Annotated in this window: 13 protein-coding genes; 10 read left to right on the forward strand and 3 right to left on the reverse strand. The window is 69.8% G+C overall.

The genetic code is table 11. From position 1 onward, the window contains the following. Positions 1–10 precede the first annotated feature (10 nt). Both V9K99_RS28855 and V9K99_RS28860 read right to left on the reverse strand, forming a co-directional pair. Positions 11–1,975, reverse strand: a complete 1,965-nt coding sequence (locus tag V9K99_RS28855; protein WP_337011671.1) for a hypothetical protein — start codon at positions 1,973–1,975, stop codon at positions 11–13. Between the two features lie 3 nt (positions 1,976–1,978). Beyond that, complete coding sequence (locus V9K99_RS28860; RefSeq protein ID WP_337011669.1) at positions 1,979–2,302, reverse strand: hypothetical protein; 324 nt, start codon at positions 2,300–2,302, stop codon at positions 1,979–1,981. A gap of 157 nt (positions 2,303–2,459) precedes the next feature. Here V9K99_RS28860 and V9K99_RS28865 point away from each other — a divergent pair, with 157 nt between their 5' ends. The 5 genes from V9K99_RS28865 to V9K99_RS28885 are packed head-to-tail and all read left to right on the forward strand — an operon-like array spanning position 2,460 to position 9,361. Next, complete coding sequence (locus V9K99_RS28865; RefSeq protein ID WP_337011668.1) at positions 2,460–2,780, forward strand: WXG100 family type VII secretion target; 321 nt, start codon at positions 2,460–2,462, stop codon at positions 2,778–2,780. After that, a complete protein-coding gene (locus V9K99_RS28870) occupies positions 2,777–4,174 on the forward strand; it encodes a C2 family cysteine protease (protein ID WP_337011666.1) in 1,398 nt (465 codons plus the stop codon). The genes V9K99_RS28865 and V9K99_RS28870 overlap by 4 nt, the downstream gene beginning before the upstream one ends. Beyond that, positions 4,164–4,451, forward strand: a complete 288-nt coding sequence (locus tag V9K99_RS28875; RefSeq protein ID WP_337011664.1) for a hypothetical protein — start codon at positions 4,164–4,166, stop codon at positions 4,449–4,451. Before V9K99_RS28870 ends, V9K99_RS28875 begins: the two co-directional genes overlap by 11 nt. Beyond that, positions 4,448–4,783, forward strand: coding sequence for a hypothetical protein (locus V9K99_RS28880; protein WP_337011662.1), 336 nt, complete (start codon positions 4,448–4,450; stop codon positions 4,781–4,783). The genes V9K99_RS28875 and V9K99_RS28880 overlap by 4 nt, the downstream gene beginning before the upstream one ends. Positions 4,784–4,828: 45 nt before the next feature. Next, complete coding sequence (locus tag V9K99_RS28885; RefSeq protein ID WP_337011660.1) at positions 4,829–9,361, forward strand: FtsK/SpoIIIE domain-containing protein; 4,533 nt, start codon at positions 4,829–4,831, stop codon at positions 9,359–9,361. Positions 9,362–9,444: 83 nt separating this feature from the next. On the opposite strand, the gene V9K99_RS28890 is transcribed toward V9K99_RS28885, so the two are convergent. Further along, positions 9,445–9,678, reverse strand: coding sequence for a hypothetical protein (locus V9K99_RS28890; RefSeq protein WP_337323601.1), 234 nt, complete (start codon positions 9,676–9,678; stop codon positions 9,445–9,447). Between the two features lie 288 nt (positions 9,679–9,966). Here V9K99_RS28890 and V9K99_RS28895 point away from each other — a divergent pair, with 288 nt between their 5' ends. From V9K99_RS28895 to V9K99_RS28915, 5 genes are read left to right on the forward strand one after another with little or no spacing between them, the layout of a single operon-like run. Continuing rightward, a complete protein-coding gene (locus V9K99_RS28895) occupies positions 9,967–10,680 on the forward strand; it encodes an SAF domain-containing protein (protein ID WP_337011656.1) in 714 nt (237 codons plus the stop codon). Then, the gene (locus tag V9K99_RS28900) at positions 10,681–11,478 is read left to right on the forward strand and encodes a hypothetical protein (protein ID WP_337011654.1); all 798 of its coding nucleotides are present in this window, start codon (positions 10,681–10,683) and stop codon (positions 11,476–11,478) included. Beyond that, on the forward strand, positions 11,478–12,785 hold the full coding sequence (locus tag V9K99_RS28905) for a CpaF family protein (RefSeq protein WP_337011652.1): 1,308 nt from the start codon (positions 11,478–11,480) through the stop codon (positions 12,783–12,785). Before V9K99_RS28900 ends, V9K99_RS28905 begins: the two co-directional genes overlap by 1 nt. Continuing rightward, complete coding sequence (locus tag V9K99_RS28910) at positions 12,782–13,669, forward strand: type II secretion system F family protein (RefSeq protein ID WP_337011650.1); 888 nt, start codon at positions 12,782–12,784, stop codon at positions 13,667–13,669. Before V9K99_RS28905 ends, V9K99_RS28910 begins: the two co-directional genes overlap by 4 nt. Then, positions 13,669–14,586: a type II secretion system F family protein gene (locus tag V9K99_RS28915; RefSeq protein ID WP_337011648.1), complete on the forward strand. Its 918-nt coding sequence runs from the start codon at positions 13,669–13,671 to the stop codon at positions 14,584–14,586. The genes V9K99_RS28910 and V9K99_RS28915 overlap by 1 nt, the downstream gene beginning before the upstream one ends. The last annotated feature ends 30 nt before the right edge of the window (positions 14,587–14,616 follow it).

Raw genomic sequence — 14,616 nt, forward strand, 5'->3', positions numbered from 1 at the left:
TTCCGGTGACTCACCACTTGATCGTGGAGGCCAGGCCCTCGGCGTACTCGGTGCCGCCGATGAAGACCTTCTCGCCGTGGTCGATCTTGTTGTCGAGATAGTACGGCGGCTTGTCGGCCGAGTCGCTCCACTCGAAGAACTTCTGCAGCTTGGTGTCGTCCTTGGCGATCTCGTCGACGCTCAGCAGGTTGCCGTCCGCGCCGCGGATCTCGGCCGGGATGTCCGGGTGCGGGTAGTCGGCCTCCACCAAGGTGGCGGCGGAGCTGTACTTCATCGCGAGCGTCTCCTGCAGGTCCTGGCTCTCCAGCAACTGGACCCGGGTCACGCCACCCTTGACGTACTCCTTGAGGCCCGCGCCGACCAGCTTGGTGAAGCCCTTCCAGGCCCACTTGGCGGCGAAACCGGTCGGAGTGGGTACCTTGCCGATGCCGAGGGTGACGAGCTTCGACAGGGTCTCGCGGACCTTCTTGTCGAAGGCGTCCATACTGCCCCGGACATCCTTCATCGCCTGGTACTGCAGGCCGGCCAGGCTGCCGAAGGCGTCCATCGAGATCTCCCAGTTGCGCGGGTCCTGCCCGCCCTGCGCGATCACGTCGCGGTCCTTCTGGGCGGCCAACTGGGTGACCTGCTGTTGCAGGGTCCCCATCGCCTCGTCGAACGGCTCGGACAGGTTGTCGTCGTCGGCGAAGCCGTGCAGGAAGCGGTAGGTGTCCTCCGGACTCAGGAAGAAGGCGGGCGTCACGCCGGGCAGGTCGGTGAAGTCGCCCGGCTTGGTGAAGCCCGAGTCACGGGTGCCGGCATCATCGGTGCGGCCGCCGGTGAGCATTTCGTGGCTGTAGGAGCCCGCCACCTTGCCCAGGCTGTCCTTGATCGGCCAGGGGACCTCCTTGTGCTCACCGGAGGCGAGGATGAAGTCGTAGGTGAACTTGGCGGCCTCGGGGCTGTGTTTGCCTGGCTCCTCGGTGCCGGAGCCGGTGCCGGCCTCGATGGCCAGGCCGAAGGCGTCCGCGACGGTGTCGCCGGTGCCATAGCTCTTCGAGTAGCCGTAGACGCGGTCGACGACGTCCTTCATCGAGCCCATCGAGCCGATCGCGTCCCGGGCTGCCTCGGGGTTGTTCTCGAGCGCTCCGAAGGCGAGCGCCAGCACGTCCTCGGGCAGGCCGGTCGCCTGGACCTCGAACGTCGTACCACCGCGGAAGTCGGTGTTGTCCGCGTCGTCACCGGCGAAGGTGTCCAGCCCGTTCGCCCGGACCACCTTGGTCAGCCACTCCGGCGGGAAGTCACCCTCCTGCAGCAGGGCCAGCCGGCCCCAGGCGGCGGGCGTGACCAGCCTGCCGTCGTCCATCGGCGGCTCGGTGAACTGGTTCATGATGTCGACCAGGCCCTGCGGCGGGTCGGTGTCCTTGGTGGCGGCCGCGAACGCCAGGCTGAACATCTTCATGTCCTCCGCCGCGGTTTCGCTGCCGGAGGCCGTCATGATCGAGGCGAGCATCGGGGTGTGCTGCGGCCCGAGTTCGGCGAAGAAGGCGGACATCAGGTCCGGGTCGTACCCGGACGCGGCCAGCTCCAGAGCGGCCTCGTGGTAGAGCTTCGCCCCCTCCTCGTCGGTGTAGTTGTGGTTCTTGAGCCCTTCGGCGAGCTCCTTCATCCGGGCCAGGTCCTCGGCGCTCGGCAGCTTGACCGGCTCGGTCAGTTTCACCGGCTGCCCGGGGCCGGCCTGCGCCTCCAGCGCCTGCGCCAGAGTCAGCCGGCGACGCAGCATCGGCAGCTCGTCGTCGATCCACTGGCCGACGTTGATGATGTTCTGGAACTCTTTCGACCCGATCCCGAACTCGCCGGCCTGGCGTTTCAGGCCGCTGTAGCCCTGCAACTGCTCCGACTTGGCGGCGAGATCCTTGATCATCTCCGCCAGCGAACCGGGGCTGATCGCCGAGATGTCGGCGCTGCCGCCCCCGCCTTCGTCCAGCCTGTTCACGCCTCAGTACCCCCGGGTCCGTTGGTCGTTGTGGTACACCCGCGCCTCGCTCGCGGTGACCTGGGTGGGCATGGTCGAAAGCTTCGTGTCGATCTGCGCGATGATCTCGTCGATCCACGGTCCGAGCTGTTTCTTCCGCCCGTCGAGCTCGGCTTTCCAGTTCTTCGCCGCGGTCGGCCCGGTCCAGGTCCGGTTGTCGGCCATCTTGGTCGCGGCCGCGTCGAGCGCGCCGGCGATGCCGTCACGCGCTGTGGCCAGCGTATTTCGGAGGGTCGCCAGCTGCGCGCGCAGCGGATTCCCCACCATGACTTCTTCCGGCTCAGCCATCGCTGCCTCCGTGTCCACCCCGGACCCCCGTCGGCCCGCCGTGCGAGAACGACCTACGCCCCCGTGACCTGAAAAAGTACCAACCCGAAGGGGTCACTGGCACAGACCGGTTGGTGACCGGCCGTTCTGAGAGGATGCCCAGCGTGAGGACGATCAGATGACGACGCCCGCCGAGCTCGACGCGAAGGCAGCCCGGTTGCGGGAGATCGCGAGTGACCTGCGCAAGGAAGCGACCGCGGTCACCGGCTTGCTGAGTGGCGTCAAGGACCTGCACGACGACCAGACCTGGCAAGGGCCGGTGGCCACCGAGTTCAGCGGCACGCTGACCGCCTGGAAGTCGCGGATCGACGGCGCCCAGCAGGCCATCCTGGACGCGGCCGCCACCTTCGACAAGGACGCCAACGACCTGGAGACCCAGGCCGGCGACCAGCGCCGTGAGGAGAAGGACAAAGAGGAGAAGGAGAAGGGGCCGAAATGACCGGGTACGTCTCGATCACCCCGAGCCGGGTGCGGGAGCTGGTGAAGGCGCTCAGCGACGCCAGCAGCGCGGCCGAGGCCCGGCGGACCAAGTTCCGGACCCTGCTGGACCAGGGCGTCCAGAACGGTGGCAGCCCGTTGCCGCAGGTGATGGAGAACCTGCCGTTCGGCAGCGGGGCCTCCGGCAAACTGCGCGGCCTGGCCTCGGAGGCCACCGACTCCTCCCAGGCGTACACCCGCCGGGTCGACCGGTTCGAGCAGATGATGAAGGCCGTCAAGGAGGGCAAGCCGGCGCCGGATCCGCAGACCTGGTTCAACGACATGGGCCCGGTCGACCAGGCCAAGGTGGACGAGGCGACCAAGGCGGTCCGCGGCGTCATCGACGACTTCGTCCTGCTGTCGAGTGACGACCGGAACAAGGTGATGGGCCAGCTCAAGGGCCTCACCCCCGCCGAGTTGGAGGCCGTCCTCGCCAACCTGAACGACAAGGAGCTCGGCGACTTCCTGGACCGGATGAAGGACGGCGGGATGCTCGACGGGGGCTTGGACTCCACCGGCGAGCGTGAGCTGCTCAACCTCTTCGGCTCCAACGTGTCGTTGCCTGTCATCCAGCGGATGTGCAAGGTCTCGGAGTGGGCCAACGGCTACTTCCGCCCCACCACCGAAGGCGCCGGCGACTTCAAGGGCTACTCGTGGGATCCGATCACCGGGACCCTGTTCGCCCAAGGCGCCGGCGAGCGAGGCGGCGCCGACCGGACCGATGTCGACCAGATGAGCATCGGCGACTGCGGATTGCAGGCCACCCTGGCCGCGCTGGCGGACAAGAACCCCGAGCTGCTCGAGAAGATGGTGACCACCAACGCCAACGGCAGCTACACCGTCACCTTCTACGAGGACGGCAAGCCGATCCAGATCGTCGTACAGCCTGAGGTACTGCGGAAGGCGGACGGCACTCCGATCACCGGTTTCGGGGACACGCCGGACGGGGCCAATCCCGAGCTCTGGGCGGTCGTGGTCGAGAAGGCGGCGGCGCAGTGGAAGGGTGGCTACGAGCACATCCAGGGGCGCTGGCCGGGAGACTGGATGGAGGAGCTCACCGGTAAGGAGTCCGAGCGCACCGACGCGGACGACATCAGTTCGGTCGACGACATCCAGGCCCGGCTGGACGAGGGCAAGTCGGTCACCTTCAGCACCCAGAGCCCCACGGACCACCCGGGGATGAACGACATCAAGCCGAAGCCGCTCTACGGACCACACGCCTACACGGTGATCGGTGTCAAGGGCGACAAGGTCTTGCTGCAGAATCCCTGGGGCAGCGGCGAAGGCGTGACGGAGATCTCGATCGACGAGCTGAACAAGTACGGGACCAAGGTGGAGGCAGTCGATGTCAGCTGATCGCGAGGGAACTGTGACCGAGGTACGCGTACCGCAGGGCACCCGGACGAACGAGGGTGACCTGGTCATCGGCCTCGGCGGCGTCCTGCTCGACCCGCTCCGGGCGATGCTGTCGGTGTCCGACCGCAGCCGCCGGGACCAGCTGTCCAGCGACGTCACCCTGGCCGTCGGCGAGGAGACGCAGTACGGCGCCTGGACGCTCGAGCTCCTGGACATCCAGCCCGCGTACGGCGTCGACGTGGCCCGGATCGCGGTCCGGACGGAGGAGACCCGATGAAGTGGGCCGCGGTCGCGGTGCTGCTGCTGATCGGCGTGACCGGCTGCAACAAGGACGAGGCCGACCCGCGCGGCTTCAGCACCCCGACGGACGGGTCGGTCCGGATCTCGCAGGGGACGACCGGTACCACCGGCGGTGTCGAGGTCGGCGTGGGCGGTGTGCTGAAGGATCCCGACCGGGCGATGCTCTCGGTGATGAAGAAGGGTGCGGAGTCGGTGCCGCTGACTCTGGCCGTGGGCGAGAAGGGCACTGCGTTCGGGCAGACGGTGACCGTGTCCGCGATCGAGTTCGGTGATCACGACTACGCCTGGGTTAAGGTCTCGCCGAGCTGACTCGGGGTGCGGGCCGGCAACCAGAACGACGAATGGGATTGACGTATGCGGCTCATGCTCACGGTGGTCGACCCGGTCAAGGGAGTGAGTGCCGATGTCGTCGTCGACGCGGATCCCGGTCTGACCATCGGCAGTCTGTCGCCTCGGCTGGTCGAGGCCGTCGGGCGGCGGGTCGCCGTACCGGGCGCGGGCAACGTGATCGACCTTCGTGGTGCGGACCCTGCGCCGGTGGGCGGGCCACCGCTGTTCGTCGACGGGTACCCGGTCGACCCTGAGCTCTCGCTGGCTGCCTCGCCACTGCGCGAGGGGACTCTGGTCAGCGTCGGCGACTCGCGCGGCTGCGCTCCGCCGGAACCGCACGGCCTGGTCGAGGTCCGGGTGGTGAGCGGCCCCGGTGCGGGCGCCGTCCACCGGCTCGGCCCGGGCAACTACTCGATGGGCAGCGCGCCCGACGCGGACATCCGGCTGGCGGGTGGTGGAATCCCGGGGCAGGTCGCCACCCTGGCCGTGACCATCGTCGGCGAAGTCACCTTGCGGGTCGAGGAGCCCGACGGGATGACGGGAATGGAACGCCCGGTGGATCCCACCTTCGGGCCGATCGTGATTCCGGACGAGACGGGAGCCGAGGAGACGACGTACGTCCTCGAACAGGGCCAGCGACCGGGGCTGGTCGAGCTGGATCGCCGAGAGTTGGAGCAGTCCGGCGGCTGGGCCGGCTCCGAGTGGGAGCCGGGGATGCAGCTCACCGTCGGCCCGGTGATGCTGGCGCTGGCGGTGGTGGAGGCGCCCGATGCTTCGCTGTCGCCCAACCCGGCCGGTGGGCTGGTCGACTTCAACCGGCCGCCCAGGCTGCTGCCGCCGCCGCGGATGACCGACTTCTCGCTGCCGGCCGAGCCGGAGAAGTCGCAGAAGCCGACGTTCCCGCTGCTGGTGATGATGCTGCCGATGCTCGGGTCGATCGGGCTCGCGATCTTCATGAAGCAGCCGGGGATGCTGCTGTTCGGCCTGCTCACACCGTTGATGTACGTCGGTCAGTACTTCCAGAGCAGGCGCGAGGGCAAAACGACGTACAAGGAACGGATGGCGCAGTACAAGGAGCGCAAGGCGCGGGTCGAACAGGACGCCCGCCGTGCGCTGGTTGCCGAGCGCAACGCCCGGCGGCGCGATCTGCCGGACCCAGCCGCGGTGCTGCTGTTCGCGACCGGCCCACGGGCGCGGTTGTGGGAGCGGCGGCCGACGGACCCGGACTGGCTCGAGTTGCGGCTCGGGATCGCCGACCGGCCCAGCGAAGTGATGGTCGAGGACGCGACGCTGGACACCCATCTGCGGAAGCGGACCTGGACGGCTCCGGATGTGCCGGCCACCGTCCCGCTGGTCTCGGTCGGGGTGCTCGGTGTGGCTGGAACCGGAGGTACGGCTCAGCAGATCGGCGGCTGGCTAGCCGGGCAACTGGCTGCCCTGCACAGCCCGCGGACGCTTCGGCTGGTGGTGTTGTGTACGCCGGACGCGGCGCCGGCGTGGCAGTGGATGCGCTGGCTCCCGCATGTCCGGGGCACGGAGGACGACGGCTTCCTCGGGTTGTTCGGCAACGACGACGAGACCACGATGCGCCGGGTCAACGAGCTGGCCAGGCTGGTGGAGGCCCGGCGGAAGGCGTTGAACAGCTCCAACCCCGTCCCACAGCCCTCCCTGTTCGCCGAACAGATCGTGGTCGTCATGGACGGGGCCCGACGGCTCCGGATGATGCCCGGAGTCGTCGGCCTGCTCAAGGAGGGCCCGTCCGTCGGCGTCCGGTTCATCTGCCTGGACAGTGACGAGCGGCAGTTGCCGGACGAGGCGCACGCCGTGGTCGCTCCGCACGGCAACTGGTGGCGGCTGCGGCAGACCGGCGCCCCGACCGTGGACGGCATCCGGCCGGATCTGGTCAGCCCGCAGTGGATGGACCGGCTGGCGCGCTCACTGGCCCCGATCCAGGATGTCTCCGGCGGTGACGAGGCCACCGCGATCCCGGGCTCGAGCCGGCTGCTCACCGTTCTCGGGTTGGAAACGCCCGAACCGGACGGGCTGGCGCAGACCTGGGCACGCGGCGGCCGGACCACCCAGGCAGTGATCGGCGAGGGCGCCGAAGGGCCGTTCGCCGTCGACATCGTCCGGGACGGTCCGCACGGTCTGGTCGCGGGCACCACCGGCGCCGGAAAGTCGGAGCTGCTGCAGACGATCATCGGCTCGCTTGCCGTTGGCAACAGACCGGACGAGATGACCTTCGTGCTGGTCGACTACAAGGGTGGCGCGGCCTTCAAGGACTGCAACCACCTGCCGCACACGGTCGGTATGGTCACCGACCTCGACGGCCACCTGACCACCCGCGCGCTCGCCTCCCTGGCCGCCGAGCTGCACCGTCGCGAACATCAGCTGAAGGGTGCCAACGCCAAGGACATCGAGGAGTACCTCGAGCGGATGGGCCCGGACGACGAGCGGATGCCGCGGCTGCTGATCGTCATCGACGAGTTCGCCGCGATGGTGTCGGAGCTGCCCGACTTCGTCACCGGCATCGTCGACATCGCTCGCCGGGGCCGGTCCCTCGGCGTCCACCTGATCCTCGCGACGCAGCGCCCCGCGGGTGTGGTCACCAGCGACATCAAGGCGAACACGAACCTGCGGATCGCGCTGCGGGTCACCGACGCGGGCGACAGTGCGGACGTGATCGAGGCGCCGGACGCGGCGCACATCTCCAAGTCGACCCCGGGCCGCGGGTACGCCCGGCTGGGGCACTCGTCGCTGATCCCGTTCCAGACCTCCCGGGTCGGTGGCCGGCCGCCTGGCCTGGTCGCGGCGGCCGACATCGGCATCCGGCCGGTGGGCTGGCGGGATCTCGGCCGGCCGGTGCGGTTCGAGACCGAAGAGGCCGAGGACGACGTGATGGTGCCGACCGATCTGGCCACCTTGGTGAAGGCGCTGCAGGGCGCGGCCAAGGTCGCCGGGATCAAGACACCGCCGAGCCCGTGGCTGCCGCCGCTGCCGGAGATCGTCACCCTGGACGACCTCGAGGCAGCCAAGCCCGGGACCGACGGGAGCCTGCCGCCGATCCCGTTCGGATTGGCCGACGTACCCAGCGAGCAGGCCCGGTCGGTGGCGACGTACGACCTGGACGCCGCCGGCCACCTCGCCATCATCGGCGCCCCCCGGAGCGGCCGTTCCACCGTCCTGCGCGCGCTGGCCGGGTCCATCGGCCGGTTGATCGAGCCGAGCGACGTCCACCTGTACGGCGTTGACTGCGGCAACAACGCCTTGTTGCCGATGATCGGCCTGCCCCACACGGGTGCCGTGGTCGCGCGGGACCAGGCCGATCGGCTGACCCGGCTGACCGCCCGGCTGCAGGCGACCATCGGCCAGCGGCAGCAGGAGCTCGCCTCGAAGGGCTTCGCCGATCTGACCGAGCAACGCCGCGCCAGCCCGCCGGACGAGCGGATGCCGTACCTGCTGGTGCTGCTCGACCGCTGGGAGGGGTTCGTCGCGGCGTTCGAGTCGGTCGACGGCGGCCGCCTGGTGGACGCCTGGATGCAGATCCTGCAGGAGGGCGCCGGCGCCGGTGTCAAGGTCGTCATGACCGCGGACCGGTCCGCGCTGATGGGCCGGATCTCTACCCTGATGGAGGACCGGTTGATGCTGCGGATGACCGACCCGTCGGACTTCCTGCTGATCGGGATGCCGACCAAGGAGGTCCCGGAGAAGTTCCCGGCCGGCCGCGGGTTCCGCGCCCAGGGGCTGCTGGAGACCCAGGTCGCGCTGCTGACCGATGACGACGACGGGACCGCTCAGGTGGCCGCGCTGCACCGGATCGGGGCCGAGGCGACGCCGGTGAGCAAGATCCCGCAGCGGCAGCGCCCGTTCCGGGTGGACGCGCTGCCTGCGTCGATCGAGCTGTCGGCGGCCCTCGAGATAGCCTCCCGGCCGGTGCGGACGACCGAGGTCGTGGTCGGGGTCGGCGGCGACGACCTCGACGTACGGGCGTTCGACGCGTTCGACCACGGCCCAGGCCTGGTCGTGGTCGGGCCGCCACGATCAGGGCGCAGTACGACGCTCCTGACCATGATCAACTCGATGACGTCCAGGGGCTGGCAGGTGGCGGCCGTCGTACCGCGCCGGAGTCCACTACGGGACCTGGTCGGTGCTCCGGGCATCGCCGGGGTGTTCGGGGCGGATGCCGACGCGGAGCAGGTCAAGACCGTGCTGGACGGCCTGAGCAGCCCGCACGCCATCGTGATCGACGACCTGGAGTTGCTCGGCCAGGACAGTCAGCTGGCCGAGCTGATCGAGGCCCGGGTCGCGATGCTGCGTGACACCGGCAACCTGATGATCGGCGCCGGGACCGGATCCGACCTGACCAGCATGTACCGCGGGCCGGTCGTGGCGATGAAGAAGTCGCGGGCCGGGATCGTGCTCAACCCGCAGAAGTACGACGACGCGGAGATCTTCGGGATCCAGTTGCCGCGCGGGATGGCCGGTGGCGCCCCGCCCGGCCGGGCCTTGCTGGTGGCCGGCGGCCGCTGGGAGTCGATCCAGGTCGCCCGGAGCTGAGAGCCCCTGGTACGGCGAAAGCCGGCCGGACCGCGAGGTCCGGCCGGCTTTTGGTGCTTCGCCGCAGCGGTGCTGCCGGTCGATCAGCCGCCGGTCGCGGTCTGGATCGCCTGACGGTTCTTCTCGACCGCCTGGGACGCGTTCTGAAGATCGGTCTCGATGCTGGAGATGTTCTTCTTGCACTGCTCCCAGGCCGTGCGGAAGTCGTCCGCGTACTTGCCCTTCCACGTGGTGCTGGTCACAACACCCGTGGACGCGGTCTTCAGCTGGCCCAGCTCCGTCTGGAACTCTGAGAGCTTCTTCTTCAGAGCATCCATCTCCGGCAGGCTACCGCCGACCATGTCGTTCATAGGACTCCCCATCTCTGGTGGTGGTGCCTTGGCCGCACCTGTTGGCGCCAACCGTAACCACGTCATGGGGCCACTGAGCTCCATGACGCCGGCCGGCGTGACGGGATCGAGTTGCATCTTGATGCAATCGAGGGATATCACTGGCGGGGTTTGACCCCGCGCAGAGGTTAAATGTCGCGAAAGCCAAACGGGTTCTGGGCGCCGCCGAGCAGGTGTCGCCCGCTGACCCGTGGGAAACAACAGGAGGCGGGCCAGATGTCCAGTCCCGGCACGGAAGTCGTCGACCGGCAGCGGCAGCGTGCGGACCGCGCCGCCGGGCGCAAGCCGGGCGGCAGACTGCCGTCGGCGTCGAAGCGACGCCGGCCGGCCGTCGCGGCACTGGCCGCGCTGCTGATCGTCGGCGGTGCCCTGATCGCCGGTGTGCTGGCGGTCCGGATGGACCAGCGGGTCGCCGTGGTCCAGGTGTCGCACGACATCGCGGTCGGGTCGAAGATCACCAAGGAGGACCTGGCCCAGACCCGGGTGTCCGGTGACTCGCTCGACCTCGTTCCGGCCGATCGGGTCCAGGAGATCATCGGCACCTACGCGAAGGTCAACATGGTCAAGGGGCAGCTGGTCAACCCCAAGCTGCTGACCAAGTCCTCGCCGATGGAAGAGGGCAAGGCTGCGGTCGGGGTCGTGCTGCTGGATGGCCGCGTCCCCTCGGCCGGGCTGCGACCGGGCGATGAGGTCCAGCTGATCCGGATCGGCCAGGGCAACACGCCGCCGAGCGTGCTCGGCGATGCCGTCGTACTCGACGCGCCCCGGACGGCCGACGAGGGCAGCGGCCTGGGTGAGAAGGCCGCGACCGCGACCACGGCGACCATGCTCGTCGACATCTCCGATGTGACTGCCATCACCGATGCTTCCGGCAACAACCGGATCGCGGTGGCGTTGCTCGGCAGTGGCGCTTCGGTTGGTGGTAAGTAGATGGGCCTGTACGTCGTCGCCTCCGCGAAGGGCTCGCCCGGAGTCACCACGACGGCCGTTGTGCTGGCCGGCGCGTGGCCGGTCGAGCCGGTGCTGGCCGACCTCGACCCGGCCGGCGGTGATGTGGCTCTGCGCTACCGCGACGGGGCGGGTGTCCCGCTCGACCCGGACCGTGGTCTGCTGTCGCTGGGTGCGGCGGTGCGGCGAGGCAGCAGCGAGGCGCGGTTGGCCGACCACGTGCAGCAGGTGTCCGGGGGCTTGGAGGTGCTGGCCGGCGTCAGTTCGCCGAGCCAGGTCCAGGGTCTCGGTCCGGCCTGGCTGCACCTGGCCAGATTGCTGCGTGAGGTCCCCGAGCGGGACGTGATCGCGGACTGCGGCCGGCTGCTGCCGGGCTCCGCGACGGTGCCGGTGTTGCAGAACGCCGACGCGGTCATGCTGGTGGCCCGTCCGACGGTCGAGGGCCTCGCGCATCTGCGGGAGCGCCTGCAGAGCTTCGCCGAATCGCTCCAGTTCGGTACGTACGAGGCCGTTCCGGTCGGAGTCGCGCTGGTGACGTCGTACCGGGACAGCCGGGTGGTCGGCGACGTACAGGCCATCCTGGACCGGTCCCGGCTGCCGGTGACCGTGCTCGGGATCGTGGCCGAGGACCTGAAGGCCGCGGACGCGATCCGCGCCGGTGACGGGCGGCGGGCCCGCAAGTCGCTGCTGGTGCGCTCCGGCGCCGAGCTGGCCGAGCGGCTGTACCGCCTGGGCCGGCCGCGGCCGCAGGCGCAGGCTGTCGAGTGGGGGGTCGCCTGATGGATCAGGCACTGGTCCGCCGGCTCCGCGAAGAGGTCGCCGAGGTACTCGCCCGGCAGCGTCGCGAGGATGCCGCCAACGGCCTGCCCCAGATGACCGCCGAGGACGAGCGCCAGTTCGCCCGGGCGGTCGTCGGTCGCGTGCTGGAGAACCACGCACGCGGCGAGATCGCGTCCGGCCGGACGCCTCCGGGGGCAGGCGAGGAGCAAGAGCTTGCCGACGGCATCCATGCCGCCCTGTTCGGCGTCGGTCGCCTGCAGCCGCTGCTCGACGACCCGATGGTGGAGAACGTCGACATCAACGGCTGCGACAAAGTCTTCATCGGGTACGCCGACGGTCGTGAGGAACTGGGTCAGCCGGTCGCCGAGTCCGACGACGAGTTGGTCGAGCTGATCCAGACCCTGGCGGCGTACTCCGGCCTGGCCAGCCGGCCGTTCGACTCGGCCAACCCGCAGCTGGACCTGCGGCTGCCCGACGGCAGCCGGCTGTCCGCCCTGATGGGGGTCTGCCCGCGGCCCTCGGTCTCGATCCGGCGGGCCCGCCTGTCCCGGGTCTCGCTCGAGACCCTGATCGAGTACGGCACCGTGACGCCGGACCTGGCGTCGTTCCTGTCGGCGGCGGTCGCGGCCCGGAAGAACATCATGATCGCCGGCGCCACCAACGCCGGAAAGACCACCCTGCTGCGCGCACTGGCGAACGAGATCCCGCCGGAGGAGCGGCTGATCACGGTCGAGCGGTCGCTGGAGCTGGGTCTCGGCGAGTTCGAGGACCTGCACCCCAACGTGCTCGCCTGTGAGGAGCGGCTGCCCAACAGCGAGGGCCAGGGAGCCATCGTGATGGCCGAGCTGGTCCGCCGCAGCCTGCGGATGAACCCCAGCCGCGTCATCGTCGGTGAGGTACTCGGCGACGAGATCGTGACCATGCTGAACGCGATGAGCCAGGGCAACGACGGCTCGCTGTCGACCATCCACGCGAACTCGTCGCTGGAGGTCTTCAACCGGATCTGCACCTACGCGATCCAGTCGGCCGAGCGGTTGCCGGCCGACGCGACCATGATGCTGATCGCGGGCGCCATCGACTTCGTCGTGTTCGTTGAACGACGCAACGACTTCTCCCGCGGCGGCGGCCTGCGCCGGATCATCACCTCGGTCCGCGAGGTCAACGGTGTGGACGGGCGGGTGCTGTCCAGCGAGATCTTCCAGGCCGGCCCGGACGGCATGATCCACGCCGCCGCCCCGATCGCCTGCCTCGCCGAGCTCCAAGCAGTCGGCTACAAGGGCAGCGCCCCAGCCGGGTGGGCATCGTGACCGCACCCTCCTTGGACCTGGTGCTGATCGTTCTGCTCGGCGCCTTGGTCGGCGGCGCGGTCCTGGTCTTCGTCTGGGCGCTGGTCCCGCGGGCCGAGCCCGAGACGATGCGGGGACCTTCGTCGATCGTCGCGGCTCTGAAGACGGCGGGCACCCGGGTCCCGATCGCGGTGGGGGCGGCGCTGCTGGTGCTGCTGTTCACCAGGTGGCCGGTCGCGGCCGTGGCGACCGGGGCGCTGGCCTTCGCATGGCCGGCCCTGTTCGGTGGGGCGGCGGCCGAGACCAAGGCCATCGCCCGGCTGGAGGGCCTGGCCGCCTGGACCGAGTCGTTGCGCGACACGGTGGCCGGCGCGGTCGGCCTCGAGCAGGCGATCCCGGCGACCGCCTACGCGGCCTCGCCGGCGATCTCCACGGAACTGACCGCACTCGCGGACCGTCTCAGGGTCCGTGTACCGCTCCCGCAGGCGCTGCAGAAGTTCGCCGACGAGATGAACGACTCCAGCGTGGACCTGATCGTCGCCAGCCTGATCCTGAACTCCAGGCTGCGCGGCCCCGGCCTGCGTGACGTGCTCACCTCGTTGTCGGAATCGGCCCGGGCGGCGCTCGACATGCGCCAGCGCGTCAATGCCGGCCGGCGCAGTACCCGGCGCAGCGTGCAGATCGTGATGGTCGTGACGGTGGCGTTCGTGCTCGGGTTGTCGCTGTTCAACCGCAAGTACGTCGAGCCGTACTCGACCGCGATCGGGCAGCTCGTGCTGCTGCTGATCCTCGGCCTGTTCGCGGCCGGTTTCGTCTGGCTGCGCAGGCTGGCCAGCTTCGAGACCCCGGCGCGGTTCCTGCACGCACGGGATCGCGTGCCGACCGCCGACGGGGGAGGTCGCTGATGACGTTGGTGATGCTCGCCGGCGCGATGGTCGGCCTTGGCGTCCTGCTCGCCGTCCGGCTGGCCGGTGGGTCGGCGCCCAGCGGTGCGGCCGGGCTGCTGCAGCTCGACGCGGATCTGCGCCGGCAGCGCCAAGAGGTCAAGCTGACGGCGGATCGGCGGCACCGGGAGGAATCGCTGCGGATGCGGCGGCTCGGCTCCGGCCTGCGCCGTGCCATCGAGGCGCGCGGTTACCAGGTGCCCCCGTCGATCGCGGCCGACCTCGGTATCGCCGGCCGATCGGTGGAGACCCATCTGGCGACCACTCTGGTGGGAGCACTCGCGGGCTTCGTCGTACCGTTCCTGATGCTCGCGCCGCTGAGTGTCGTCACCGGCAGCCTGCCCGGCGTCGTACCGATCTGGCTCGGGATCCTGGGTGCCGCGATCGGCGCCGTACTGCCGACGGTGCAGTTGCGGACGGCCGCGGCCGATCGTCGGCGTGACTTCCGCCATGTCGTCAGCGCGTTCCTGGATCTGGTCGCGATGAACCTGGCCGGCGGCCGGGGCGTACCGGAGGCGCTGTCGTCCGCGGCCGGGATCAGTGACGGCTGGGCCTTCGTCCGGATCCGGGACACGCTCGAGACCGCCCGGTTGCAGGGCATCACGCCGTGGGCGGCGCTCGGCGAACTGGGCGACGACCTGGCCATCGACGAGTTGCGCGATCTGTCCGCCGCACTGGCCCTGGTGGCCGAGGACGGGGCCAAGGTGCGAGACTCTCTGGTCGCGCGTGCGGTCTCGATGCGGCGGCGCGAACTCGCCGACACCGAAGGCCGCGCCCAGGCGCGGTCCCAGTCCATGCTGATGGCGCAGATGCTGCTCTGCGTGGGCTTCCTGCTCTTCCTGACCTATCCAGCTGTAGCCCGGGTGATGGGGCTGTGACCCGTCACGTCGGTCCCGAGGAGGGAAACT

It is taken from the genome of Kribbella sp. CCNWLW201, assembly GCF_037203805.1.
Classification (GTDB): domain Bacteria; phylum Actinomycetota; class Actinomycetes; order Propionibacteriales; family Kribbellaceae; genus Kribbella.